Annotated in this window: 18 protein-coding genes; 9 read left to right on the top strand and 9 right to left on the bottom strand. The window is 46.7% G+C overall.

The genetic code is table 11. The features are described from left to right. The first annotated feature begins 14 nt into the window (after positions 1-14). The 5 genes from IT233_10990 to IT233_10970 are packed head-to-tail and all read left to right on the top strand — an operon-like array spanning position 15 to position 7,219. The gene (locus tag IT233_10990) at positions 15-1,913 is read left to right on the top strand and encodes a GAF domain-containing protein (GenBank protein ID MCC7303157.1); all 1,899 of its coding nucleotides are present in this window, start codon (positions 15-17) and stop codon (positions 1,911-1,913) included. Positions 1,914-1,935: 22 nt separating this feature from the next. Next, positions 1,936-4,419, top strand: a complete 2,484-nt coding sequence (locus IT233_10985; protein MCC7303156.1) for a carbohydrate binding family 9 domain-containing protein — start codon at positions 1,936-1,938, stop codon at positions 4,417-4,419. A 31-nt stretch (positions 4,420-4,450) separates the two neighbouring features. Next, positions 4,451-5,101: an ABC transporter ATP-binding protein gene (locus IT233_10980; protein MCC7303155.1), complete on the top strand. Its 651-nt coding sequence runs from the start codon at positions 4,451-4,453 to the stop codon at positions 5,099-5,101. 1 nt (position 5,102) lies between these two features. Continuing rightward, entirely contained in the window at positions 5,103-6,152 is a 1,050-nt protein-coding gene (locus IT233_10975; protein ID MCC7303154.1) for a hypothetical protein, read from the top strand. Continuing rightward, a complete protein-coding gene (locus tag IT233_10970) occupies positions 6,149-7,219 on the top strand; it encodes an amidohydrolase family protein (GenBank protein MCC7303153.1) in 1,071 nt (356 codons plus the stop codon). Before IT233_10975 ends, IT233_10970 begins: the two co-directional genes overlap by 4 nt. A 268-nt stretch (positions 7,220-7,487) precedes the next feature. On the opposite strand, the gene IT233_10965 is transcribed toward IT233_10970, so the two are convergent. From IT233_10965 to IT233_10955, 3 genes are read right to left on the bottom strand one after another with little or no spacing between them, the layout of a single operon-like run. After that, positions 7,488-7,973, bottom strand: a complete 486-nt coding sequence (locus tag IT233_10965) for a hypothetical protein (GenBank protein MCC7303152.1) — start codon at positions 7,971-7,973, stop codon at positions 7,488-7,490. A 40-nt stretch (positions 7,974-8,013) separates the two neighbouring features. Then, positions 8,014-8,289, bottom strand: a complete 276-nt coding sequence (locus tag IT233_10960) for a YdeI/OmpD-associated family protein (protein ID MCC7303151.1) — start codon at positions 8,287-8,289, stop codon at positions 8,014-8,016. Positions 8,290-8,302: 13 nt separating this feature from the next. Further along, complete coding sequence (locus IT233_10955; GenBank protein MCC7303150.1) at positions 8,303-9,208, bottom strand: tyrosine recombinase XerD; 906 nt, start codon at positions 9,206-9,208, stop codon at positions 8,303-8,305. An 88-nt stretch (positions 9,209-9,296) separates the two neighbouring features. On the opposite strand from IT233_10955, the gene aroQ reads away from it, so the two are divergent. Further along, positions 9,297-9,722, top strand: a complete 426-nt coding sequence (gene aroQ, locus IT233_10950) for a type II 3-dehydroquinate dehydratase (protein MCC7303149.1) — start codon at positions 9,297-9,299, stop codon at positions 9,720-9,722. On the opposite strand, the gene IT233_10945 is transcribed toward aroQ, so the two are convergent. From IT233_10945 to aroC, 5 genes are all read right to left on the bottom strand, one after another. Then, entirely contained in the window at positions 9,698-10,741 is a 1,044-nt protein-coding gene (locus IT233_10945; GenBank protein MCC7303148.1) for a glycosyltransferase family 2 protein, read from the bottom strand. The two genes, aroQ and IT233_10945, sit on opposite strands and share 25 nt — an antisense overlap. Continuing rightward, positions 10,738-12,204, bottom strand: a complete 1,467-nt coding sequence (locus tag IT233_10940) for a GWxTD domain-containing protein (GenBank protein ID MCC7303147.1) — start codon at positions 12,202-12,204, stop codon at positions 10,738-10,740. Before IT233_10940 ends, IT233_10945 begins: the two co-directional genes overlap by 4 nt. A gap of 93 nt (positions 12,205-12,297) precedes the next feature. Further along, positions 12,298-14,430, bottom strand: coding sequence for a PD40 domain-containing protein (locus IT233_10935; GenBank protein MCC7303146.1), 2,133 nt, complete (start codon positions 14,428-14,430; stop codon positions 12,298-12,300). 82 nt (positions 14,431-14,512) lie between these two features. Then, positions 14,513-17,323: an AsmA family protein gene (locus IT233_10930; protein MCC7303145.1), complete on the bottom strand. Its 2,811-nt coding sequence runs from the start codon at positions 17,321-17,323 to the stop codon at positions 14,513-14,515. A gap of 4 nt (positions 17,324-17,327) precedes the next feature. Then, complete coding sequence (gene aroC / locus IT233_10925; GenBank protein ID MCC7303144.1) at positions 17,328-18,419, bottom strand: chorismate synthase; 1,092 nt, start codon at positions 18,417-18,419, stop codon at positions 17,328-17,330. A gap of 119 nt (positions 18,420-18,538) precedes the next feature. Between aroC and IT233_10920 the strand changes: the two genes are divergently transcribed. The 3 genes from IT233_10920 to IT233_10910 are packed head-to-tail and all read left to right on the top strand — an operon-like array spanning position 18,539 to position 23,762. Continuing rightward, a complete protein-coding gene (locus IT233_10920) occupies positions 18,539-19,792 on the top strand; it encodes an imidazolonepropionase (protein ID MCC7303143.1) in 1,254 nt (417 codons plus the stop codon). Continuing rightward, on the top strand, positions 19,764-21,449 hold the full coding sequence (ftcD, locus tag IT233_10915; GenBank protein MCC7303142.1) for a glutamate formimidoyltransferase: 1,686 nt from the start codon (positions 19,764-19,766) through the stop codon (positions 21,447-21,449). Before IT233_10920 ends, ftcD begins: the two co-directional genes overlap by 29 nt. A 30-nt stretch (positions 21,450-21,479) precedes the next feature. Continuing rightward, positions 21,480-23,762, top strand: a complete 2,283-nt coding sequence (locus tag IT233_10910) for a hypothetical protein (protein ID MCC7303141.1) — start codon at positions 21,480-21,482, stop codon at positions 23,760-23,762. Here IT233_10910 and IT233_10905 read toward each other — a convergent pair whose 3' ends face one another. Beyond that, positions 23,763-26,699 carry a T9SS type A sorting domain-containing protein gene (locus IT233_10905; protein ID MCC7303140.1) on the bottom strand — a complete coding sequence of 979 codons (2,937 nt, stop codon included), beginning with the start codon at positions 26,697-26,699 and terminating at the stop codon, positions 23,763-23,765. It abuts the gene before it with no gap. Positions 26,700-26,733: the final 34 nt, after the last annotated feature.

Below are 26,733 nucleotides of genomic sequence, written 5' to 3'. Positions count from 1 at the left end.
CCTGCGGCCGGCTTATGCGTTCAGCAGAAGACATACATCAGACGTTAAATACGCTCAACGAGATCGGGCGTAAGATTACTTCCAGCTTAAGCGTGGAGGTAATCAATGACACGGTTTATGAGAATGTGAACAGCCTCATGGACGCCGCGGGTTTCGGCATCGGCTTCGTTGATGTGGATGCCGGACAACTTGTTTTCCCCGGGTACATTGAGAAAGGTGAAAAGTTACCGGAAGCGCGCTACAACCTTAATGACAGAGGCCGGCTGGCGGTGGTATGCCTGAACGATGACAAGGATATTTTAATCAACGATTTTTACACGGAGATCAACCAGTATGTGACTTCGGCTAAAACTCCTGCAGTTGGAGAGCAGACACTCAGCATCATTTATCTTCCGCTGAAAACGAAGAATAAGACCATTGGAGTAATTACTGTCCAGAGTTTTAAAAAGAACGCCTTTACCCAATATGACCAGATGCTGTTAAAGAACATGGCTGTGTATACCGCCATTGCTCTTGAGAACGCAGGTATTTACCGTTCGATAGAAAGCGAAGTGAAAAAAAGAACTGAGGAGATCGAACAAAATTACCGGAATACCAGGCTGCTGAGCGAAATCGGACAGCAATTCACCAGCGCCCTTGACTTCAATGTGATCCTTCACAAGATCTATGAGAATGTAAATATGCTGATGCCAGCGGAATGTTTCGGAATACGCATTTACCATCCGGCGATGAATACCGTGGAATATAAATTCGAGGTGGAGAACGGTCATGAATACGAACCGGTAATGGTTCCGATGGACGATGACGACAATTATACCGTTCGATGTATCAAAGACAAGAAAGTCATCTTTATAAACGACAATCTGAACGAATACCACCATTATGTAAAACAGATCAAGGTAGTCAGTGGCGATATGCCTCACTCGCTGATCTTCTTTCCCCTGGTTCTTGAAAACCGGGTGGTTGGTGTGATTACGGTACAAAGCTTTAAAAAACACGCTTATACGCCTTACCATATCAGTATTCTGCAAACACTGGGCACCTATGCTGCCATTGCCCTGGAAAATGCGAGCCTGTACAACCACCTGGAAGAGAAAGTGAACGAGCGCACAGCGGAAGTGGTACGGCAGAAAGAAATCATTCAGGAAAAGAGTAAAGAAATCAACGACAGTATTTCTTATGCCAGGCATTTGCAGAATGCACTGCTTCCTGCCAATGAGCAAATCAATGATCCGTTTCCTGATTCTTTCATCCTTTACCGCCCGCGTAATGTAGTGAGCGGAGATTTCTACTGGTATTCTCGACGAAGTAACAAGCACCTGATTGCCGCAGCCGATTGTACCGGGCACGGTGTTCCGGGGGCGTTTATGAGCATGATGAGTATTGATCGCCTGAACCAGGCCATTCTTGATATTTCGATTTCGCGCCCTGGGGATATTCTTTCGCTTGTCAATATGGGAATCAAGGATACATTGCGGCAGGATGAGGAAGAAGCTGTTTCGAGAGACGGGATGGATATTTGCCTGGCGGCGATAGATGCCCCCGCCATGAAACTGGAATATGCGGGAGCCAACCGCCCATTGTGGATCGTCCGGGACGGACAGCTGTTAGAATTCCGCCCTACCAAACATGCGATCGGGGGAACTACTTCACTGACTCAGGAATTTGAAACACATACGATTGATCTTCAGAAGGGTGACTGCGTTTATTTACACACCGATGGTTACGCAGACCAGTTTGGCGGAGAGAAAGGGAAGAAACTGATGACACGGAATTTCAAAGACCTTGTTCTTGCAGCGGCCCATAAGCCCATGTCTGATCAGCTCACGGTACTGGAATCTTCTCTTGGCGTTTGGATGGGTGACTTTGAGCAGGTGGATGATATATTGGTGATTGGACTTCGTATCCCGTAGAAAAGTCAAGAAACAGCGACAAATGAAATATCTGCTTTCCTTCATCATTCCTGTTTTGTACTCATTCGTTTTGACAGCGCAGGTAGCAGACACACTGAAACATTATCCTATTCAGCGCACCGATAAGCCTCCCAAAATAGACGGTGACCTGAACGACGAATGCTGGAGCAAGGCGGAGGCGATCACTGATTTCATTCAAAAACTGCCTGTTGACAAAGCTGCACCAACGCAGAAAACCGATGTGCGTCTGCTTTACGATGATTACGCTATTTACATCTATGCCTATATGTACGATACGCATCCCGACAGCATTCTGCGTGAATTGGGATCACGTGACTACTGGGATTTGAATGCAGATGCATTTTCGGTAAAATTTGATACCTACAATTCCCGCCAGGACGCCTTTGTTTTCGGGGTAAGCGCTTCCGGATTGCAGAGTGATAACAAATTAAGTGATTACACCTATAATGCCGTATGGCACAGTCATGTCCGCATCACAGACAAAGGCTGGTGTGCTGAAATAAGTATTCCGTATAGCGCCATTCGCTTCCCCAATAAACCGGAGCAGGAATGGGCCTTTCAGATCAACCGCGAAATACGACGGAACAGAGAAGCCCTGCAATGGGCCTACATTCCCAACGGGGAAACTGTGTATCAAAAATTCTGGGGTACCATTACAGGGATTAAAAATATTAAGCCGCCGGTACGCCTTTCTGTGTCACCCTATCTGGCGGCGGGTTTTGAATCGAATCCGGAGTACAACAGCGATGGCAGTGTGGGATACACCAATGTGTACAGTTATAATGCGGGTGCCGACATTAAGTATGGGCTCAATGAGAGTTTCACACTGGATATGATTCTTTTTCCGGAATTTGGTCAGGTTGCCAGTGATAATAAAGTTAAAAACCTGAGTTACCGGGAGATTACCTACGGGGAGAATCGGGCATTCTTCAATGAGGGAACGGAGTTGTTTTCGAAAAACATGATGTTTTATTCCCGCCGGATTGGTAAAACGCCAACTTATTTTTATTCTGTTTCCTCGATGATTGATCCCACAGATAAGATCATTAAGAATCCCAACCGGACAAATCTGCTCAACGCTTTTAAGATATCAGGAAGAACAGAAAGCAAGCTCGGAATCGGAATTCTGAATGCAGTTACCGGCGAGATGAATGCAATTATTGAGGACAGTGCCGGTAACCGCCGGAAGCTGCTGACTGAACCTTTTGCTAATTATAACATTGTGGTATTCGATCAGCAGCTTAAAAATAACTCGAATGTGTATTTCATGAACACGAATGTGATGCGCGATGCGGCCTGGAACGACGCCAATGTAACGGCAGTAGGATTCAAACTCGAAAACAAGAAGAACACGCTGGTTTTTGAGGCCAATGGAGGAGCATCACAGATCTATACTGCGGATACGGTTAAGAACTATGCCAAGGTGAAATTCGGACCTGCCGGATACTTTAGCCTTAGGAAACAGGGCGGACACTGGGAAGCCTATCTCAATTACCTCTACATGAGCCGCGAATACGACCCCAGTGATCTCGGCTACCAGCAGTTCGGAAATTTCGGAAACTTCGAAACAGGTATCAGCCACCGGACCTTTGAACCAGGTAAGGTATTCAGGCAAAGTAATCAGGAACTGGGCTACGAGTATGCGTATAACCTGAGTACCGGAAGGATGACCAACAGCAGCATTGACTTCTTCTTTTTCGGAACATTGCTGAATTATTTTTCAGTTTATTCCGGAGGAGCAATGGCCATAGGCTCGTCCTATGATTATTACGAACCCCGTGTTGAGGGCATGTACTGGAGAAATTACGAATGGTACTTTTTAAATGCAGGATTTAGCTCTGATTATCGTAAAAAGCTGGCTGTTGATGGTGGCGGGAATTTTGGGAACTTCATGCCTGCCAACCTGTACGATTTTAAGGCTGCACCCGGCGCAGGATTTCATCTTTCTCCCCGCTTCCGCTTCAGCAACCGGTTTACGATGAACTACAGCTTCAACTGGAACAGGGATCCTTATAATCCGGGGTTCGCCAATTTCGATTCGGCCGGTAATGTGATCTTCGGGGCAAGGGATATCAAAACCATTTCAAACGGCCTGTCCCTTAAATATACCTTTAAAAACGACATGCAATTCTTCCTGTCCGGCCGGCACTACTGGACCACCGGACATTACCTGGAATACTGGATGCTGAACAACGAAGGCATGCTGGATCCTGCCCCCTGGTATACAGAGAATAATGATTACAGCTTCACGGCATTCAATATTGACGCTACGTTCTATTGGCAATTTGCACCGGGAAGTATGCTTACCGTATCCTATAAAAATTCCATCTACTCCGATGAACTGGCAGCATCTCTGCTTCCAACTTATTTTGACTACCTGGAACGTACATTCGAATCTCCCCAGACCAACACCCTGTCTGTTAAAGTATCCTATTACCTGGACTATAATCATATTCTGAGGAAAAGAATAAGCCGGAAAGCCTGATGATCCGAAAATCAACGTTATTTTTACATCCATGATCAGTGCCAGAGGCATATGCAAATCCTACGGGTCGCTTCGTGTTTTACAGGGGGTAGATCTTGATATCCATAAGGGGGAAGTGGTATCAGTGACAGGGGCTTCCGGCGCAGGAAAATCCACTCTTATCCATATCTTGGGCACACTGGACAAGGCCGATTCGGGAAGCGTTCGGTTTCAGGAGGAAGATATTTCCAAACTGCCTGAAAAAAAGCTGGCCGCATTCCGGAACCGGAATATGGGCTTTGTTTTTCAGTTTCATCATCTCCTCCCCGAATTTACCGCCCTTGAAAACATCTGCATTCCTGCCTTCATCGGAGGAAAGGATAAACACGCATCAGAAGCAAAGGCAAAGGAGCTATTGGGAATCCTCGGACTCACTGCACGTGCAGAACACAAGCCGGCCGAACTCTCCGGCGGTGAGCAGCAAAGGGTGGCTGTGGCCCGTGCGCTTATTAATGATCCATCGGTGATATTTGCTGACGAACCTTCCGGTAATCTCGATTCGGTAAACGCGCGTGAATTGCATGATCTTTTCTTCCAGCTTCGTGAAAAACTTGGTCAAACCTTCGTGATCGTTACACACAACGAAGAACTGGCGGCCAGGGCGGACCGTATACTCAAAATGAAAGACGGAAGAATCCTCTGATATGAATCACTCGCAATTTCTTGAGGTAGGCATCGGATTGGTTTTTGTTTTCCTGCTAATGGCCATCATGGTTTCCGCAGCGGGAGAATTCATCACTACTGTGATTTCAAAACGAGGTAAATTTCTGCGGGATGCCCTCCAGCGCGCTCTGAACGATCCCATGAATAAAAATTATGCGGAATTGCTTTACGATCATCCCCTCATTGATGTACTAAAGTTTTCTCAAAAGCGCCCTCCCTCCTATATCTCCTCCGGAACCTTTGCCATGGCATTGACGGATGTAATTGCCGCACAGGCAAGAACCTTCCGGACACAGGTAGAAGGCGACCGCATTTCAGTTGATACCGGATTAACCGCTGACCCCCTGAAAGAATTTGAAGCAGGGCTAAACAGCATGAATGAAAGCCAGCTTAAGGGAAAACTGATGGTCTTTTTGCGTAATTCCAACGGATCGTACGATCTGCTGAAAGCTCAGACCGAAAGCTGGTTCAACGAATACATGGACCGTGTTAGCGGATGGTACCGGAGAAAAACAAAATGGCGGATACTGATCCTGTCCGCTGCACTCACCTTATTCATGAACGTGGATACCATAGACCTGTCGGTTAACCTCTGGAATAACGCTGTTCTCAGACAGTCAGTGCTGGCGGCAGCGGAAAATTATACACAGCCCCCCGGAGCAGTAACTGACAGTTCCCTTAAACTACAAATCGAACGTATCCGGGAAACGTACCGGGCCGTAGGAATGCTCAGTTTGCCTATCGGCTGGGATAAGCAATCGCTTGAATTTCGGAACATGTACAACGAGTTTAAAAATGTAAAAGAACTTGCCGGGAAGCATTTAACCGGAGTTGATCGTTGGCTGTTCGTTCAAAAATCCAGGATAAATTTTTATGGGAATGTGCTCGTGCTTTACCTATCCACCATTACCCCGTTTCGTTTGATGGGATGGGCGTTCACCACAATTGCCGTGTCTTTCGGAGCTCCTTACTGGTTTGAATTTCTGAAACGCTTACTGGCGGTCCGCAACCTGATCAAATCCCAAACATGATCATCTACAATTGTCATACGCATATATTTAATCTTGAATGCGTTCCGGACCGCTTCCTGAATCATCCCGGGCTTTACCGATTGCTCCAGTCGAACCGCGTTACCGGAAAACTGGTTGAATTACTCATGCGAAGTGAAGTAGATTTTTTGAAAAAACAGGCGCAATTTCTGAAGTATAATTCAGAAGATTGGCAGGAACTGATCTTTACAGATCTTCAGAAACAATATCCCACAGGAACAAAATTTGTGGTACTCACTATGGACATGGATCACATGGGCGCAGGCACCGCCAAACGAAATTACCTGACCCAGATCCATGAGGTTGCAGAACTTAAAAAATTGTATCCTAATACGCTGATTCCATTTCTGGCGATTGATCCCCGGCGATCGGGCGGAAAGGAGTTGAAGGAGTTTGCACGAAAGCAAATTGAAGGAAAGGGTTTTCACGGACTGAAGCTCTACACTCCGCTTGGCTTTTTTCCATTTGATGAAAAGCTGGACGATCTTTACAGCTGGGCTTCTGAAAAGCAAATTCCGCTTCTCTTCCATTGCCACCAGGGTGGCGGTGTATATTATAAGGGTGAGATAAAAACGGAGTGGCTGAACCCGCATCCTGGTCTGGAATTTACAAAGACACCGATGAAATTATTCCGCGATAATTTCATGCACCCGGATTGTTTTGAAATTCTCTTAAAAAAGCATCCTCGTCTCAAATTCTGCCTGGCCCATTTCGGGGGAACTTATGAGATGGAAAAGCCATCAGCCGACAACTGGTATCATCGCATCAAACGAATGATCTCCCGCCCGGAGAATAATGTATTCACGGATGTTTCCTATTCGCTATGGAATACTAAACATCACGGTAAGATAAAGGAAGCGGTTGCTGATCCGGCTTGCGGTTCACGGATCATGTTCGGTACAGATTTTTATATGACAGAGCGGGAGAAACCAGAAAAGATACTTTACGGAATGTTTCGTGCGAAAATGGGCGAAGAACTTTTCGGGAAATGCTCCTACGGCAACGTCAAACAGTTTCTTCAATCAGAATATTATGCTTTCAATGGTTAAGCTTGCAGGCTAATCATTGGGGCGTAACTGAGTCCATACAATCTAAATGCCAAGTGCTATTCTAATGAAAGAACTAAGAACATTATTAGTTCTACGATAAGGATCACGGCTAGTAAAAACAATGCCACGACAAAGGCGGCTACACGATTTCCTTGTTTAGTTTTTTCTGGGTCTTTCTGGTTTTGCGGCTTTTTAGGTTTTCTCTTTCGTGTTGCCAGTCCGGCTATTGTAAAAAACAATCCCGCCGCTATCAATAAAGGCCATCCACTCAATTCCGCAATAGCCAGTATACTCCTAAGATCAAAAATACGAGGCCGCCAATAATAAAAACTTTAGGCAGGATGCGTTTTTCTCCCTCTGCTCCTGTTAGTATAATTTTATTCCTCACTAATCTAGTTTGGAATAGCTCAGGATATTTCAGATGATGTTCTTTCAACAATGAAATTCTGGAACAAGAAACGACAGATTCCGTGATTTGTTCATTTGGGACTATGGAATCGCGGCTGGTGAAGACGACTTCCGTTTCTCCCTTCTCATTAATGACTACTTCAGATGAGTTCACATAGGGTGCATTCACATGTGAACGCCGGACACTGCCGGGTTCACTGATCTTATCGTTTGCGCTTCGGAAACTGCTCCTTATCGTATAGTACCCCGGCCGATAAAGCCGTTTTTCCATCATACAGGAGGGAAAGACTACGATCACGGTTAGCCACACGAAAAGTCCGACTAAGCCGCGATTAAATAGTTTCATCGTAAGACAAATGTAATAAATATATAAAAAAATCAAACTTCTACCTAAACCACTTCCCGGCCTTTGGTCTCCGGTGCGGACATCCTGGCCAGCAGCAGGGTGTACGTTTACCTGCTTCCAGTTCCTCCTTCATCCTGACAATATGTTGTTTTCTGGTATCTTCTTTTTTAACAATCGTCACCCAACATATCCACTCATTGCGCTGAATAGGAGTAAGATTATTCCAGCGTCCAGCGATTTCTGCACTTTTACTCAACATCTTTTTCATGTCGTCCGGCAGCTTGTGTAATACTCCGTTTAAAAGAGTTGTTTTCATATACTCACAGGGATTATCTTAATGAGGCACGAGGATGAAACCGGCGTATAGTATCGGCTAAGAATTTGCGGTCGAGATGAGTGTATATTTCCGTAGTTGTAATTGACTCATGACCCAGCATCTCCTGTACCGCCCGGAGGTTCGCTCCTCCCTCTACCAGATGGGTGGCAAAGCTATGACGCAAGGAATGCGGGCTGATGGTTTTCCGGATACCGGCCATCGCGGCAGTCAACTTAACAATTTTAAAAACAGAAACACGACTCATTGCTGCGCCGAACCTGTTTAAAAACAAGGTGTCCTCATGCCCCGGCTTTACGCCCCTGCGCAAACGATCGCTCTCCATGTATAGTCTGATGTACTCCTCCGCCCTGCTGCCAATCGGAACCAGCCTTTCTTTATCACCTTTCCCAATTATCCGCACAAATCCTTCTCTGCTGATACGACTGATCGGCAACTGTACCAGTTCCGATACCCGCAACCCGCAGGAATACAAGGTCTCCAGTATGGCACGGTCACGCGTACCGCCCTGGGCCGACAGATCAACCGCACCGATCATCCGGTCTATCTCCTCCACTGATAAGGTGTCCGGCAACAACCTGCTTTGTTTCGGTGCTTCAATCAAATCTGTAGGATCCTCCTTCACTATACCTTCCTGAATAAGAAACCTGTAAAATGAACGAATACCAGATAAAATCCGTGCTTGCGATGAAGCACTCATCCCAATCTCTGTGATCCATGCCAGAAATTCCTCAACATTTGCTAAACTAAGACTTGCCGGAGATAAATCATAACCCCTTAATTCCATGAAACGAACAAGCAGATTCACGTCGTGTACATAGGACTCTACTGAATGACCCGATAAGGACCGTTCCAGACGTAACCAGGAAGTAAAACCGGAGATCTCAGGAGACCAATTCATGCAACGAAAGTACAAAACATCCATTTTAGGTTAGCGTTTCTCACATTATCTATGTGTGCCGATATCTATATCCCCCTATCTTTACGCCATGAAACTTCTCATCCTCTCCGGTCCAAACCTGAATATGCTTGGAAAACGAGAGCCGGGGATTTACGGCCACCTGACTCTGGACGAGTTACTGGCCGGACTCCGGCAGGAATTTACCGCTCACCTGCTGGATCATGTGCAAAGTAATATTGAAGGAGATCTTGTAACAGCGATACAGCAGGCTGATGGAAAATACGACGGTATCATTATCAACGCGGGCGCCTATACGCACACGTCTGTAGCTATTGCAGATGCCATTGCCTCCGTGAAAATACCGGCCGTGGAGGTACACTTGTCCAATATTTTCTCAAGAGAAGATTACCGGCATGTATCCTATCTCGGTGCACGATGCGCGGGAAGCATTTCGGGATTCGGAATTGAATCCTACCGCCTTGCAATCCGTTATTTTTCGGAGAGAAAAGCCTGAATGTTTAGATCCAGGAACCGGGTCTTACCTTTAACAAAGTAATCCCACACAAGACTGCGGTCATAAATACCGCCTCGTGCATAGGATTTAATCTGTGCTTTTTCTGAAGCACGTTTGACAAGACATGAAGATAACCGGGAATAGAAACTAAAATGTGCGCGTGCCACAGCCCAAAAGTGGGCCGGTCCTCCATCTGCCAGAAATTTGAAGGCCGCGATGCCGTCCATGCTCATTCGGATCAGCATCTTAGGAAAGAAATATTCAGGAGCGTGATTCTTGCATAAGAGCACCAGGTTGTTTCGGAAATTTAAAAACGTCTTTTCCGGATTCACCTTGTTCAATGTTCCGCCGCCCATGTGATAAACCGTTGATCCCGGAACATATACTACCCTGTAACCCCGGTTACGCAATCGCCAGCACAGATCTATTTCCTCCATGTGTGCAAAAAAATCCTCATCCAGACCTGATACCTCATGGTATGCAGTGGACCGAATAAAAAGACAAGCTCCCGTTGCCCAAAAAATATCCCGCTCGTCATCGTATTGTCCTTCGTCTTTTTCGAACGTATTAAATATCCGTCCACGGCAAAAAGGGTATCCGTATTTATCGATAAAGCCACCGGCAGCCCCGGCATATTCGAACTCCTCTCTGCGGTAAAAACTCCTGACTTTGGGTTGGGCTGCAGCAATTCGTTTATCCGCATCCATCGCGGCGATAACAGGACTCAGCCAGTCGCCCTGAACCTCAACATCTGAGTTTAATAAAACAAAATATTCAGCATCCAGCTGCTTCAATGCGCGGTTGTATCCCCCCGCGTAACCTGCATTCTCCTCATTGGCGATAATCCTTACCTGAGGGAATTCTTCCCGAAGCATCTCCAGGGAACTGTCTGTACTTTTATTATCGGCAACTACTACCTCTACCCCATCGGGTTTCCCGGATAGCAAACCGGGCAGAAACTGCTTGAGAAGATCTTTCCCGTTCCAATTAAGGATGACAACGGCAACTCTCGGCACTATTTGGGATTGTTGAAGTTCTCCTGCGTTTTATCACCAAAGAGATCTACGCCGGGTTTTTCAATATCAAAGTCAGCCGAATGGAAAGTTCGTGCTTTTAGTTTCATTTGCCATCGTGAATCGTATTTCTCGCCCTTTGCATCTGAATGCAGCAAGGTATAATTGTTTGTTGCCAGATCTGTGTTATAGAAAACAAATTTTTTATTCACCTGGTCCTTTAATTTGTGGTAATGCCATATTTCGTAGGGATAGGTGCTGGGTTCATTTTCCGACACCGTGCGGTCGTTTGGCGCTCCGTACATCAGGTACACGCGACCTCTGTCAGTCTCATAACCTTTTATTGTTCCTGCTTTGAATACTTTATTCACGAGCGCCACCTCTTTCTGATAAGCGACGAAAGCAGCTTCCGGATTCATGGGCGAACGGTTAAGCCAAAAACTATAAAGGTAACGTTGCATGGTGGAAACATCAGACTTCAGTATCTGGTTGTCTGCATACTGTTTTTCGTTCTCATCGGAGACCGGACGCAGGGAACGAATAATTTCAATGAGTGAATCCTTGTTGTGAAATTTCTCTACAAATGTTCCCCCGGTATTCACGGTTTGAATATCAGGGATATCCAGCTTTGCTCCCGGGTTATTGCGCTGAAAAAAAGCTTTGCGTTCCGTGATCACCTCATTCATTTTATTTCTCATCTCTATCACCAGGTTGTAATTACCAGTGGGAAGATCCGTAATATTCATATCGGCAAGCACAATGTTAACTCCCGCTGTGGTCATCGTACTGAACTTCCGGAACGATGCCAGCCGCTGTCCGGTCATATAATTTTCGATGTGATAATTTACCAGGAACTTCTCGCCATCACCAAGAATTGCGCGGGAATTATATATCTCAGCGTAAAAAACCATCTTTTGAAGATTCGGCGGAAAGAAATTAGAAACATAAGGCACTATATCCATCCCACTTTTCGTAAGCGGACCGTCCATTTCTGCCTTTTTATAGGAGTCCACGAACTCCACATCTGAAATCACCACCTTATCCGTACGGAACGAAACCGTTACATCCACCTCTGCGGAAAACGAACGGCCCTTCTTCTTGTTTTTATCAGAGATCGTGAATTCCAGTTTATAAATTCCTTCCTTCAAAGGAATTCGCTGCACATCCACAAAATTCGGACACTTGTTTGTATCGGCTGTCTCCGGTCCGGCCAGCACATACTTCCTGTAGGCCCGAATGGAATCTCCTTGCCGGAAAAGCAGATTTACTTCCACATCACCTCTGAACATAGAAGTATTCTTTACCCGGATCTGCTCCACGGTGTTTCCCAGTACCGTAAGGTAGGTTTCAATGTAAGGCCCGTTGGCAGGGCTGTTGAATGTGGCGTAGGTGAGCAGCGCCATTACCTCTTTTCCGTACCCCGCATGGCCTGTAGCCAGGATCATTAATGCGACAAGTAATCGTTTCATTTTCAATATTTTAAGTAGAGGGATGCTTTGAATAGCGAGGGACGTTTAACAAAGGTACTAATTTGCCGGCCGGAATGCAAGCCTGGCTCCGGCTCAGTTTCCTATAACAAAGAATTCTGTCCTGCGATTCTTCGCACGGTCTGTTTCGGTGTCGTTGCTGGTCAGGGGGGCATCGGGTCCGAAGCCTTTAAAACCTGTGATCTGCTCCTTCTTCACTCCGAAGGAGATCAACGTTTCCATTACTGTGAAGGCGCGGTCCTTGGAGAGGGCCATATTATCATTTCTGTCTCCCACGTTATCAGTATGCCCGTGAATTTCGATTTTAAGATTAGGATTTTTTTTCAGCCAGGCTGCAAATTCTTCAAGCACTACCAATGATTTTTTGTCCAGTTCCGCACTTCCCGTCTTATAGTAGATATTACTCAGGCTGTATTTCTCTCCGGTTACCACCGGTTTTGGGGCAGGTACCTTCACTTTGGTAATCAGTTTGTCAGACTGAACGGAATCCTTTTTTGAAATCAGTGTGCTGGTAAAGGAATGTTTCGGCGTTTCCACTTTAACAAGAATATCATTTCCCTTATCTGCGATTATACCCCTGTATTTACCATCGGTGGTATCATACACTGCTTTGACAGTTTTTTTTGTTTGGGAATCTTTTATTTCGATTACCGCGTCTTTCAACGGTTTGCCGTTATCACCTTTCAGTTCACCTTCAAGAAAAACCACTTTTTCAGGGCGTGCCTTCTCATAAAGATCAAAGGCATAAATATCATATCCGCCCATGGATTTATTTTTAGTCCGGCGCGGATCATCCGAAGCAAAATAGGCCAGGCGACCGTCGGTGCTAACAATCAACCCCACCTCATCGCCTTTTGTATTAATCGGGATGCCAATATTTTTAGGTTCCATCCAGTTACCCTTTTCATCCATCTTGGAATAATAAATATCCATGCCTCCCACGCCGGGCCAACCACCGTCCAGCGTAACAGAAGATGGTCCGCTTGAAAAATACAAGGTATAGGAATCAGAATGCATAAAGGGTGCTTTCTCATCTCCGTTCGTATTAATCTTTGGACCACAGTTTTTAGGTTGTCCCCATAGGCCGTTCTGATCCCGCTGTACGTACCAGATGTCTGTTCCGCCTAATCCGCCCGGTCTGTCACTGGCGAAATAGATGGTATTTCCGTCTGCAGAAACAGAAGGTTGTGAATCCCATTTATCCTTTGTGTTAAGGTTAGGCACCTTTTTTATTTCACCCCATTTACCCTTAACGTTGATACAATACCAGATATCGCATTCAGCCTGCGGTCCGCCTTCATCTTTACAAATAGTAAAATACAGTGTCTTATTATCAATGGTCATCGTAGCGCCGCCCTCGTTGGTACCCCTGTTAAAAGGATCCGGCATCCAATTGCCATTGTCAAAATCTCCGTTTTCCTGTCGTTTACTCACCATGAACCTCTCAATTATCCTGTCTATATCCACTCCGGCGTCTTTTGTCTGCGGCTTCACCTGGCGGGTGAACAGCGCCGTAGTGTTATCCGGAGAGATAACAGGAAGATATTCCGGCCGCTCAGAACTAAGCCCTTTTACAAGGTTGGGATCGTACGGTACAGGATTTCCGTAAAGCTCATCATAAACCACCGACCATTTATAAAGCGATTTCATATCCACCATGAACTGCGCATATTTCTGGTCATATTTCTTCTCATCTTCAGACTTAAAATCCATATACAACTTTGAGTACTTCTTACAGTCTTTATAATTTTTTGCCTCCCATGCGATGATGGCAAGATAGTAGTACGGGTCGGAATGAAGGTTTGGGCAGGCGGCGATCACCTTTTCATAATACTTACCGGCGGAAGCAAATGAAGCATCGCGGTTTTTCATTGTGATCACAATGTGCCGCGCGTACTCAAGATTGATCCTCGCATCCTCCGGATCTTCTTCCATGGCTTTTTTCAGGAATTCCATGCGCTCCTTGTACTCGAATTTCTTCTTGTCCTGTGATTTTTTAAAATACTTCAGCGCATTGGCATTTTCGGTTTCCGGACAATCATCCTGTTTCTGTCCATCCTCTACCGGCTCTTCCTCTTTAACGGGTTTTTCCTTTTTGCCTTTTTTGGTCTCCGTTTTCACCTCCGGATCCTCCTCTCCGTCATCCTGCGCTGCGAGCGGTGCCGCCCACAACATACATAAAAACCCTATCATCCATATATTCTTCACGGTCTCAGTGTATCAAATGTTTTGCCAATTTATGGTATCCCGAACCCTAATCCGTCCTGAATCAAAAGCCGTGGGGGCTCCCCTACTTCAATGCATCCGCTTTGGCCTTCGCATCGGTCATGATCTTATCCGCTTTCGCATTTCCGTCAGTGATGATTTTATTGGCTTTTTCATCCGTTTCCTTTCTCATTTTTTCCGCCGCTTTTTTAGCGGCTAATTTTTCAATCGGATTTTTCGCTGCCTTTTCAAGTTCATCTGCTTTGGCATAGCCTTCTTTACGTACCTGTTCTGCTGTTTTTGCAGATTCATCTTTAACCTGCTGGGCCAGCTTCTCCGCGTCTTTCATGATTTTCTCTTTTTCCGCAGTCAAATCCTTTTTCACATCCTCTATCTTATCTTTAACCAGTGCTTTCACGGTATCTTTCACCATTTCCTTAACATCTTCTACCACATTACCGGCGATGTCTTTTACGTCTGTTTTAACGGTTGGTTGGGTTACGGTTCCCCCGAACAGGGCGTTCAGCTTCACCTTCTCCGGCAATTTGGCACCAACTCCGAGCATATTCGCCTTCGTAAGCATATTCCCAACCAGTTGCTGCGCACCGGGAGGCATATCCTTTGTCGGCACTTCAAATCCCATTTTATAATTGATGGCCTGATCAAAGCCTGTGGAGCCTTCCACCTCTCCGTTCACACTGCCGGATTTGAATGGGAATTTGTCATAAGATACTTTACCCTCACTGAACGCATACTTAATGGTCATGTCGGAAAAATCAGCTTTTTTGAATTTGTCAAACCCTCCCAGCGCGTCAGCAAGTTTATTCAGCGGTTCAAAGCCGGAAACAAGCACCTTACTGGTCTTCAATACTCCTTCTCCCTTCATTGTATTCCAGATGGGCATCATCGCCTGGTCGAGTGAAGATGTGTACGTTACATCAGTGCTGAATTTCCCCTGGGTATATTTAGCAATAGGCGCAAGCTTCTGCACGGTATTAAAATACTTGTAGGTTTCGGGGATATCAAAATCCTTAATATTCAACCGGAAGTCTACCTGCGGATCACGGGGATTCAGCGTAGAATAAGTGCCATTCATTTTCATACTGCCTCCCAGCAAATTCATCATCAGATCATTCAGCAACACCTTGCTGTCGCGGATCACCACAGCGCCTTTTACATTGTTCATATTGATATCGTCGTACACCAGTTTACCAATTGTCGAATTCAGTACGAAATCAATGTTACCCGGAACCTCAATGACGCTGAGGGAGGAAGTATCTGCAGTGGTGGGAGCGGGCGCTGTTGAATCAGCTGCCATGAATTCATTGAGATCAATTAGAGAAGAGCGCAGGCTGAAGGTGCCTTTCAGCAAGGAGTCTTTAAAGAAATACTGCATAAAATTTTCTATCCTTCCGTCTGCTTTATAATCACTTACTCCCATTACAGCATCGAAACCTTCCAAGGCAACGAATTTCGGGGAGAAATTCATCGTCATTGTATTAATCTTCATGGATGGCATCCCGGTGGTGGAATAATTCATATTGCTCACCTTCACTGATCCTTTCGCTTCAAAGTCTTCGTATTTTTCCTGCTCAATGCTGGAATATCTTCCGGCAAGTTTAACATCCGCATCGATCAGCCCGTTAAGTTCATCCCCTTTGTCGAGGGGTATAACATCTTTAATCGTACTAAGATCCAGCTTACCGAGTAGCTGTCCGTTTATGCCCGGATCAGAAACCGGATGTTCCACATGCATTGTCATATCCAGAGGATTTCCCGCCATTTCCATATGAAACTTCCTGAGGTCAGTTACGGTAGCATCCGGATCGCCGGTTTTATTATCCACCTTAAGATCCACGAAGATGTTGTTTACGGCTTTGGGAAGCGAAGGATACTGGAACATGGCATTATCTATTTTCAGGTCCAGTCCGAAAGCCGGAAGTTTATTCTCAGTATACATTCCTTTCGCAAATCCGCTAAACGCAAGAGCGCCGGAAGTTTTAACCGAGGCAAAATCCTTGGAATAAACGGCAGGGATCAGGGAAAGAAAGCTTCTGAATTCGCTTTGTTTGCACTTGAAAGAAAGGTCCATGTCGTATCCGTTCTCCGGCATACTAAACCATCCGTCCATTCCAAACCCCAGTTCATTGAGGGCAAGTTCATTCTCCTTAAAAGTAAATTTGCCGGCTGTCATGTCTGCCCCCAGGGCTGCTTTCACCACCATCCTTACTTTATTTAAGTACGGAATACCTTCATAGTTGCAGGAAAGGGCAGCTATGCTTATGTCATTTTCCATTACAAAGTTATCCTGAGTAAAGTCGCCGGAAAGTTTATAATTGAAACTATCTAAAGCGGCCGTGGTATTCAGACTTGCGTCGTCGTAGCGTATCCATGCGTTCACGATTTCAAGTGATTTAAGACTCATCTTAAATCTGGCGGGGGCACCGGTATCCTGAACGGCTACTATGCCGGTATCCGGACCAGCGATGGCAATATCGTAACTGGCTGTGCCATCCTTCAGTACAGTAGCCTTGATGCGGGGATGATCCAGCAGTATCTGACGTATCTCATACTGATCTCCGGACAGCACACTCATGAGATTGATGGTAGCCGAAAGGGTTTTCACCGAAAAGAGAGTATCTCCTGCAAAGGGTTCCGCATTAGCCACGGAAATATCGTTAATCGTAAGTGTCAGATTGGGAAAAGAGGAGAACACGGTTAAATCAAAATCTCCGAAATCAACTTTTGCTTTCAGATTCTTGTTAGCTTCCTCCTTCACCACTTCCACTATTTTTCCTTTAAACAGGAAGGGGGAGGCCACAATAAACCCGATCAGCAGCAAAAGGATAAGGATGGTCCAGCGAATGATCTTTCCGAAAATGTTTTTCTTCTTCATAGTATTATTCATTAATGCGTGAGGTGGCATTGCGGAGAAGGTGATCTGCCACTACCAGTGCGGCCATCGCTTCAACTACAGGAACAGCCCTTGGCAGAACGCATGGGTCGTGCCGGCCCTTGCCGAAAATCGATATTTTGTTCATTCTCTTGTTCAGGGTTTCCTGCTCCTTCATAATAGTGGAGATGGGCTTAAAAGCGGCACGGAAAATCACATTCTCCCCGTTACTGATCCCACCCTGAACTCCCCCGGAATGGTTAGTGCGGGTTCGTACCTTTTGCTCGCCGGCAGAAAAGTAAAACGCGTCGTTGTGTTCTGATCCGGGGAGTTTGGTACCTTCAAAACCACTGCCGACCTCAAATCCTTTGCAGGCATTGATAGAAAGGATGGCTTTTCCCAGATCGGCATGCAGTTTATCGAATACAGGTTCGCCCAGCCCGGCCGGCAGGCCGGTGATCAGCCCAGTAATAATTCCGCCTACGGTATCACCCGATTTGCGAGCTTTTTCAATACGTGCCAGCATGGCCCGTGCAACCAACTCGTCCGGACAGCGCACAAGATTCTTCTCGGTAACCGACAGATCCAGTTTATCCGCTTTTTTGAGCAACTTAACATTTCCCACCTGGGAGGTAAAAGCATAAACCGCTATGCCGTACTGCGCAAGCAACTGCCTTGCAATAGAACCTCCCACCACCCGGCACGCGGTTTCCCGTGCTGAAGCACGTCCGCTACCAGTATGATCCCTGAATCCAAACTTTGAATCATAGGTAAAATCTGCATGGGAGGGTCGCCAGGCTTCCAGCAAATAATCATAATCTCCGGAGCGCTGGTCATGATTACGGATAATAAAACCAATGGGTGCACCAGTAGTTTTTCCCTTGAAAACCCCCGAAAGGATCTCCACCTTATCACCTTCTTTGCGGCTTGTTGTAATCTTCGATTGACCAGGGCGGCGGCGGTCTACATCCTTCTGAATCTGCTTTAGGTCCAGTGCCAGACCAGCTGGGCAACCGTCAACAATCCCCCCGATAGCCGGACCATGTGATTCACCAAAAGTGGTAAGTGTAAAGAGGGTTCCGAAGCTACTGCCGGCCATGCAACAAATTTAACCAAAATATGAAGGCCGGACCGGTTCATAAAAATGTAGTTTTTCACCGGGAGTTTTGACGTTTCGGACATCCTTGAAGGCGAATATTTCTCATCTTTGAAAAAGAGATGTCCCGCCTGCTCATTAAGAATATCCGGCAACTGGTTGCCGTACACGATACTTCCCCGGCATTTCTGCGAGGGAAAGAGATGGGGAAATTACCTGTTTTAGAAAATGCCTGGCTGGCCTGTGAAGACGGTAGGATCTCTGCCTATGGGAATATGGAGGATTTTCCAGGGATAGCCGACTGGAGTGGATTGGAAGTAATGGATGCAGGGGAAGGCGCGGTAATGCCCTGCTGGGCTGATTCGCACACCCATCTGGTGTTTGCCGGATGGCGGGAGGGCGAATTCGCAGACCGCATTGCAGGGCTTAGCTACACACAAATCGCCGAAAAAGGAGGCGGTATACTTCACTCGGCCCGTAAAATGGCCGGGGCCAGCGAACAGGATCTCTTTGAGGCGGCCATGCGACGGTTGAATGAAGTGATTCTCCTGGGAACGGGCGCCATCGAGATCAAAAGCGGATACGGACTTTCTCTGGAAGCGGAACTGAAGATGCTTCGTGTGATCGCAAGAATAAAAGCAACCGCACCTGTTTCTGTACGTGCTACCTTTCTTGGTGCGCATGCGGTTCCGGAAGGCATGAGCAAGGAAAAATATTTGGATCTCATTATCCGCGAAATGCTACCGGCCATAGGAAGTGAGAAACTGGCCGACTACTGCGACATTTTCTGCGAAAAGGGGTATTTCTCTGCTGACGACACACTGAAATTGCTGGAAGCCGCTGCGAAGCATGGATTAAAAGGCAAGGTACATGCAGAACAACTAAGTCATACTGGTGGAGTACTGGCAGGTATCCGGTCAGGTGCACGAAGCGTAGATCACCTCGAATTCATTTCAGATGAAGATATGCAAGGGCTTGTTGAAAGTACAACCATTCCTACCCTGTTGCCCGGCGCACAGTGGTTCCTTCAGTTGCCCGCACCTCCAGCCAGGCAGATGATTGAAGCAGGACTGGGCTTGGCGATCGCGAGTGATTACAATCCCGGCTCCTCTCCCTCCGGTAATATGCATTTCATGTGCAGCTTGGCCTGCGTGCAGTACCGACTGTCGCCTGCGGAAGCCATCAATGCCGGCACCATAAACGGGGCCCATGCAATGGATCTCGGTGATGTAACCGGCAGCATCACACCGGGTAAAAGGGCGAATCTTATCATTACCGATCCTATTCCGTCTATTTCATTTATCCCTTATTCATTTGCAAGCCGGTTCATTAACCGGGTGATCATAAATGGCAAAACCTATGAAACAGCTTATTGAATGTGTCCCGAATTTCTCGGAAGGACGAGATATAAACGTTATCCGTCAGATAACTGACGCCATTGAAAGCGTGGAAGGTGTAAAGCTACTCGGTGTTGATCCCGGAAAAGCTACTCACCGCACGGTGGTTACATTTGTGGGTGAACCGGAGCCTGTGAAGGAAGCGGCATTCCGGGCTATAAAAAAGGCCGGAGAGTTGATCGACATGAGTAAGCACAAAGGCGAGCATCCGCGGATGGGCGCAACGGACGTGTGCCCGTTCATTCCTGTTTCCAATATCAGCATGGAAGACACAGCGGTGCATGCCCGTGCACTTGCAGAACGTGTAGGCAAAGAACTGCAAATCCCCGTTTACCTGTATGAAGCAGCGCAGGCGGACAAGAGCAGAAATAATTTATCGGTGATTCGTGCCGGCGAATACGAAGGCTTTTTCAAAAAGATTAAACTTCCGGAATGGAAACCCGATTTTGGCCCCTCCGAAATGGATCCGCGCAGAGGTGCTACGGTTATCGGGGCGCGTGATTTTCTCATCGCCTACAACATTAATCTGAACACTACTTCCACCCGGCGAGCCAACGCAGTGGCTTTTGACGTGAGAGAGGCGGGACGCAGCAAAAAGAACGAAAAAGGAGAAATAGTAAAGGACAAAGCAGGTCAGCCTGTGATCATTCCCGGTTCATTGAAATGTGTCAAGGCCATTGGATGGTACATTGAAGAATACGGTGTAGCGCAGATTTCGATGAATCTGACCAATATACATGTCACTCCTGTTCATGTAGCCTTTGATGAGGTTTGCAAACGGGCAACAGAGCGCGGCCTGCGCGTAACGGGAAGTGAGCTCGTGGGGCTTATTCCCCTGAAAGCTATGCTGGATGCAGGAAAATATTTTTTAAAGAAGCAAAGAAGATCTCTGGGTATCCCGGAAAGGGAAATCATTAAGATTGCGGTTAAATCCCTTGGGTTGGATGAGTTAGGTCCTTTCAACCCTGTGGAGCGCATCATCGAGTATCGTTTAGCAGAAGGAAGTAATCAAAAACTTGCCTCGATGAGTCTGGTAGACTTCGCAGATGCCACGGCGGCTGAAACTCCTGCACCCGGAGGCGGATCATCGGCGGCATATATCGGGGCGCTGGGTGCCGCACTGGGAACAATGGTTGCTAATCTCTCTTCGCATAAAGCCGGGTGGGATGATCGTTGGGAGGAATTTTCCGATTGGGCGGTCAGGGGCCAGGAAATCAAGGAACGTTTAATTTCCCTGGTAGATGAAGACACTGATTCATTCAAAGAGATTATGAGTGCTTTTTCACTGCCAAAGGGTACCGACGAAGAAAAGAAGCTACGTTCGGCGGTTATACAGGAAGCAACAAAGCATGCTACACTGGTTCCCTTCCGTACCATGGAAGCTGCTATTGCCTCACTGGATTTGATCAAAACGATGGTTGAAAAGGGAAATCCAAACTCCATAACCGACGCAGCGGTGGGTGCCCTTTGTGCCAGAGCCGCCGTGCTGGGAGCGTGGATGAATGTACGGATCAATCTGAAAAGCTTGAATGACAAGGCCTTTGCGTCGGATCTTCTGAAAAGAGGGAACGAAATGGCACTGAAGGTTCAGGAAAAGGAGAATGAAATTCTGAGAATCGTCAGTGAAAAGCTATAACCTTTTAGTGCAGATTTCGTTAGCAGGAATATGATCCGGAGCCTTCGTATGGCTTTACTGAAGCACCCCGTAATAAGGGCGCTGCTTTTCTCATTTCCGTTCCGTCTGGTACTTCTCAACTTCAAGAAAAACCTGGTTTTTCTCGTTATCTGGTCCGTTCTTTTCGGCTTCATCACCGGACATCTTGGTACACGATACGGTGTACCCTATTTGTTCCTTAACCCTGAATACCTCGAAGAAAGCGGTATGCTCGCTTACTTCATCATGGGATTTGCATGCGGTGGATTCATCATGGCTTACAATATTTCCAGCTACGTAATGAATGCTTTCCGCTTTCCTTTCCTTGCAACCCTACGCCATCCCTTCTGGAAATACTGTCTGAATAATTTTATTCTTCCCACCACCTTTCTCGCTATTTATATTACACGTATCGTTCTTTTTCTGCACCGCGATGAACTGATTGGCTGGGGAGATTCTCTGAGCGCTGCCGGGAGCTTCCTCACGGGTGCCGCATTGTTCATCGGGTGCTCCTTTCTGTATTTCTTTCGCACCAACAAGGACATTAACAAACTCTTCGGTATCCGTCATGACAAAGACATCCCGGTCCCGTCTGCACGAAAACTGAAGGCCTTCAAAGAAATGGGCGTCCGGAATCCCAATCTCATCACTGAATCTCGCGACTGGTATGTGGAAACGTATATGTCCGGACCCTTCCGTTGGAAACTGGTACGCCCCGTTAAACATTACAAACGCAGCATCCTGCGCCAGGTTTTCCACCAAAATCATAAAAACGCCTTTTTATTCGTGAGTATTGCCCTGGTGTCGCTTTTCGTACTGGGATGGCTGGATCAAGTTCCGGTACTTGCCATACCTGCCGGAAGTTCGATTTTACTTCTCTTCACCATGTTGCTGATGGTAATCGGTGCCATGTATGCGCTCTTCAGGGGTTGGGCAAACTTTGTTATGGTGGGATTATTTCTTCTGTTCAATTTTATGTTTACACTCAAGTGGTTCAACAGTACGAATGAGATCTACGGCCTGAATTATGCTCAGAAAGCGCAGTACGACAATGAAACACTGATGCGGCTTGGCACCGACAAGGAAAGTCTTGAAACGGACAGAAGCAACACTCTTTCCATTTTGCAAAGTTGGAAAGCAAGGGTGACCGGCGGAGATACCAGCCTGAAACCCTTAATGGTGATCTTCAACACCAGTGGAGGTGGTATCCGTTCTACTTTATGGACCACCTATCTCATGCAGGTAGCAGATAGCCTTACGAAAGGAAAATTCACACGTCATACCACATTAATTGCAGGTTCTTCCGGAGGAATGATCGGCGCGGCCTATTACCGCGAACTCGTGAATCTGGAAAACAAAGGGAATCACATCCCACGTAACCACCCCGTTTATTATGATAATATCTCCAAGGATCTGTTGAATCCTGTGGCGTTTACCATTGCCACCAACGACTGGTTTCTGCCTATCCGGTCCGTAGTGGTTAACGGAGAGAAGAAACCGAAAGACAGGGGATATGCTTTTGAAGAAAAGCTCAACGAGAACACATCCAATATTCTGGACGTTCCCCTCTCCTACTACAAAGATGCTGAGGCAAAGGCAGAGATTCCCATGATGGTTTTCAGTCCGGTTATTATTAACGACGGCCGAAAGTTGCTTATTTCCGCCCAGGGCATCTCTTACCTTACCCACGTACCCGATCCTGAAGAAATGAAATGGAACAAACTGCCCAACTCAGTTGAATATTCCAAGCTGCTGTCTGGTCAGGATCCGGGCAATGCCCGCATGCTGAGCATACTGCGAGTCAACTCTTCCTTCCCCTATATTTTCCCGGTTGCAGGCCTTCCCACCGAACCCTGTGTGGAGCTGATGGATGCCGGACTCAGGGATAACTACGGTACGGAAATTACGCTCAAGTATCTTTACACTTTCCGGGAGTGGATCCGTCAGAACACCTCAGGTGTGCTCATCGTTCAGGTACGCGACAAAAAAAAGATGGTGGCGGTTACGGAGAATAAGGGGAAAAGCCTGACCCAAAGCCTGTCAAAACCTCTGGGCTCCCTTTACCTGAATCATTTCACGGTGCAGGATTACAACCACGAAGATTTGCTTATGTACATGCAGGACTGGTTCGGCAGCAGCCTGCATGTGCTGGATTTTGAATTACGTAATCTCGAGGAAGATAATATTTCCCTTTCCTGGCATCTGACCAACCGTGAAAAAGAAAAGGTTCTCGGGTCACTGACTATGCCCGAGAACCGTAAAAACATGGAACTCCTGGTACGTATGCTTCGTTAACTACTGCACTGCCACCCGCAAGGTGCGTACCGAGTTTCCGGATGTAAGACGCAGCGTATAAACTCCGGAAGCCAGGTTACTCATATCCATTTTAATCTGATGATTTCCGCCGGACAAGTGCCCGGCCGCGATTTCCTGCACTATTCTTCCCAGTGCATCCGTAACCTGAAGAATTACCTGACTGCTACCGGCCAGCATGAAATTAACAGTAAACTGGTCAGTCGTTGGATTCGGATAGCCGTAAAATGCAACAATACTCTGATTGTCATCCATTCCGCTGGAGGTGAGATCCCATATTTCAAGATCATCCAGCGCTGCTTCGATGAGAGATCCTGCCCCTGCATCCTCTGCAATAAAACGGAAAACCACCTGCGAGGACGGGCTACTGACATCGGATAACTTGAAGGCATACCGGCGGTAACTGTGATCCGCTACACTCGTATATTCGATGGTATCCCAGTTCACACCGCCGTCGTTACTTACCAGCGTTTGCCAGTAATCCGTTCCCGGTGTAGCTCCCTGATCATTGCTATACCATCTCCAGTAAGATACCACCGGATTCATATAAGAAGACAAATCATATAGAGGTGATTCAAGCGTTGTACGGCCTCCGTCCACATCTTCAGCTCCGGCCCCTGCCATGGAACTGCTTGTGTTTTCCGTCACAAAACATTTTGATCCTGGAGAAGTGTGTTGTGTGCCCGGCTGAACAATGCTATTCGGATCCGGCCAGGTGAGATAAGAGGCAACAGGCGGATTGGCAAACTCCCACACACCGGTTGTAGCATTATCACCCGTAGCACCCGGAAACCAGCTGGGATTGTTTATATCATAATTTTCAAAATCATCAATCACGATCCGTATATAATCCACCAATATGTAATAAGGGATGTTCGGATTGGATGTTGCATCTGCTCCTACCGGAAGTACATTAGCAACAATTGTATTGTTGTTATCCGTAGCGGCTACATAATAACGGACAATGGTTCCCGAAGCCTGGGCAGGAATGATACCCGTCATAGCCGGTGGAGTTCCGGTCATCAGTACCTGATTCCAGGGAGATACATCATCCGTTCTCCAGAAAAGGACTGCGCCTGCTGTTCCGCAGATATAATTCGCATTTGTCAGATTCACATTTACCGCGATGGGTGCGGCAGGAGGAGCCGTGAGCACTTCTGAATGCGTCAGGTTGACGTTGGTAATAAGGGTGATCCCATGCATGGCAAATCCCTGCAGGATTTGGATACCATTGGGGGTTCCGTTACATATGTTGTTGTCACCTCCGTTGCTGGGAACATCATCGGCCTGCAGCGCCTCCACCAGAATATCATAGTAAACCTGACCTTCCGAGCCGTCAGGGCCTGTTACCAATGACCAATGCGTATCGGTGAAAAGTTTATTCATATAGTTAACGTTCAGCAGTTGGGATACATCCCACCATGCACCGGCAATGATCTCTCCGTCAGCATGAACCTCTCCGACAATATCTTCCGGGTAACGTTTGAGGTCCTGATCGTAACGCCGGATGGGATCCTGGTTTGCAACATAGAAACCAACACCGAGAAGAGGACTTTGAGTAATGGAACAACCCCAGACATCACTGTATCCTTCTCCCATTGCGCCGTTATTGAATGAAGCGCTCTGCCATTGATAAAACTTATCGCTGATGCCATGGCCGTATTCATGGTAAACCACATCGGCACACTGGGAAAGACAGTTACAGGTAGCATCTGTCTGATAAAAGTTAATGGACGGGCCATTGTAAAATGCATTGCAGCTTCCGTTTACATCTATATTCGTAGTTAGCGGGTTGTCCATACTTGGGAATGTGGGAAACCAGGATTTCATGTAATCGTGCACCATGTTTACATGATAATATCCTGATAACTCACGGATATTGGCGTTAGAATTGAAAGAAATATTGTTCACGCCTGGATTCAATGTTCCGGAAAAAGACGGCGTTGTATTATTTGTATTCACGTCGCACCAAAGACCTTCCAGGTAGAAAGTAGCGGTAGTTGGAGTGGTGTTCGTAAGACCAAGGTATCCGGTTTGGTCGGTATACTGGTTGCTGCTGTTCACATTGATGCGCATGTTCACAAGCGGAACAGAGGAACTGGGATTATATACATGACTTGTATAAACCGTTGCGCTCATGTTTACATCCGTATTGGCCGACACGGCGTGTTTCACCATATTGGTACGTGACAGGACTTTTCCGCTGTGTGCATCTATCAGGGTCCGGTAATTAACAGGAATATTTTCCGCGTCCTTACACAGAACATTTACTTCGTACACCAGGTGATACGAATAGTTACGATAGCCGGGTACAGGAAGGATAAACAAGTCCGGAGTTACGGAAGAAGAATTAATTTGATGAGTAATCCCTGTTTTTGCGGCGGTTTCAGCGGCCTGTGAGGAAAGTGATGGGATGATGCTTAACGTCGATATGTCAAACAAGTCCATCCCGAAACCAACCACTTCATGGGAAGGCGTCATTTTAACCTGCAGGCGGCTGTCGAGCACACGCACTCCTTGATAATACTGGTAAAAATTAACGAATTCGAAACCTCCTCCCACAGGAACTGATGAAAGCCGCAGATCGGACCAATTGATACGATAGCCGGCGAGATAGGTGTTCACAAAACTTTTGGCTCTCAGTTCAGCCGTAGCACCGCTCACCGGCACGGGAGCCCCGTACGCCTTGTGCGGTTTCTGACTTTCTTCATTGAATAGTACCTGCCATGATCCTGCTGATTTAAGGAATTGCTCCCATGCATGCGAGAGCCTCAATACCTGCTGGTAGGCAGGATCAGGAAGCTTTTTATTGTTTGTAACATAGCGTACCTCGTGTCGGTCGGAACTATGGTTAATTCCACCGGATATTGCCGGCAAGGTAGCCGACAGGACAATAAGGGAGAGTAATGTTGTTTTCATACCACAAATGTTATCCGGTAAATTACGGGAATTT

It is taken from the genome of Bacteroidia bacterium, from assembly GCA_020852255.1.
Lineage (GTDB): Bacteria > Bacteroidota > Bacteroidia > JADZBD01 > JADZBD01 > JADZBD01.
The sequence above is the reverse complement of the archived record's forward strand: the minus strand, read 5'-3'. Positions and strand labels throughout refer to the sequence as shown.

Coding starts and splice junctions, on each gene's coding strand:
- IT233_10990 (MCC7303157.1), top strand. CDS start 15: ATGCGTTCAGCAGAAGACATACATCAGACGTTAAATACGCTCAACGAG.
- IT233_10985 (MCC7303156.1), top strand. CDS start 1,936: ATGAAATATCTGCTTTCCTTCATCATTCCTGTTTTGTACTCATTCGTT.
- IT233_10980 (MCC7303155.1), top strand. CDS start 4,451: ATGATCAGTGCCAGAGGCATATGCAAATCCTACGGGTCGCTTCGTGTT.
- IT233_10975 (MCC7303154.1), top strand. CDS start 5,103: ATGAATCACTCGCAATTTCTTGAGGTAGGCATCGGATTGGTTTTTGTT.
- IT233_10970 (MCC7303153.1), top strand. CDS start 6,149: ATGATCATCTACAATTGTCATACGCATATATTTAATCTTGAATGCGTT.
- IT233_10965 (MCC7303152.1), bottom strand. CDS start 7,973: ATGAAACTATTTAATCGCGGCTTAGTCGGACTTTTCGTGTGGCTAACC.
- IT233_10960 (MCC7303151.1), bottom strand. CDS start 8,289: ATGAAAACAACTCTTTTAAACGGAGTATTACACAAGCTGCCGGACGAC.
- IT233_10955 (MCC7303150.1), bottom strand. CDS start 9,208: ATGAATTGGTCTCCTGAGATCTCCGGTTTTACTTCCTGGTTACGTCTG.
- aroQ (MCC7303149.1), top strand. CDS start 9,297: ATGAAACTTCTCATCCTCTCCGGTCCAAACCTGAATATGCTTGGAAAA.
- IT233_10940 (MCC7303147.1), bottom strand. CDS start 12,204: ATGAAACGATTACTTGTCGCATTAATGATCCTGGCTACAGGCCATGCG.
- IT233_10930 (MCC7303145.1), bottom strand. CDS start 17,323: ATGAAGAAGAAAAACATTTTCGGAAAGATCATTCGCTGGACCATCCTT.
- aroC (MCC7303144.1), bottom strand. CDS start 18,419: ATGGCCGGCAGTAGCTTCGGAACCCTCTTTACACTTACCACTTTTGGT.
- IT233_10920 (MCC7303143.1), top strand. CDS start 18,539: ATGTCCCGCCTGCTCATTAAGAATATCCGGCAACTGGTTGCCGTACAC.
- ftcD (MCC7303142.1), top strand. CDS start 19,764: ATGGCAAAACCTATGAAACAGCTTATTGAATGTGTCCCGAATTTCTCG.
- IT233_10910 (MCC7303141.1), top strand. CDS start 21,480: ATGATCCGGAGCCTTCGTATGGCTTTACTGAAGCACCCCGTAATAAGG.
- IT233_10905 (MCC7303140.1), bottom strand. CDS start 26,699: ATGAAAACAACATTACTCTCCCTTATTGTCCTGTCGGCTACCTTGCCG.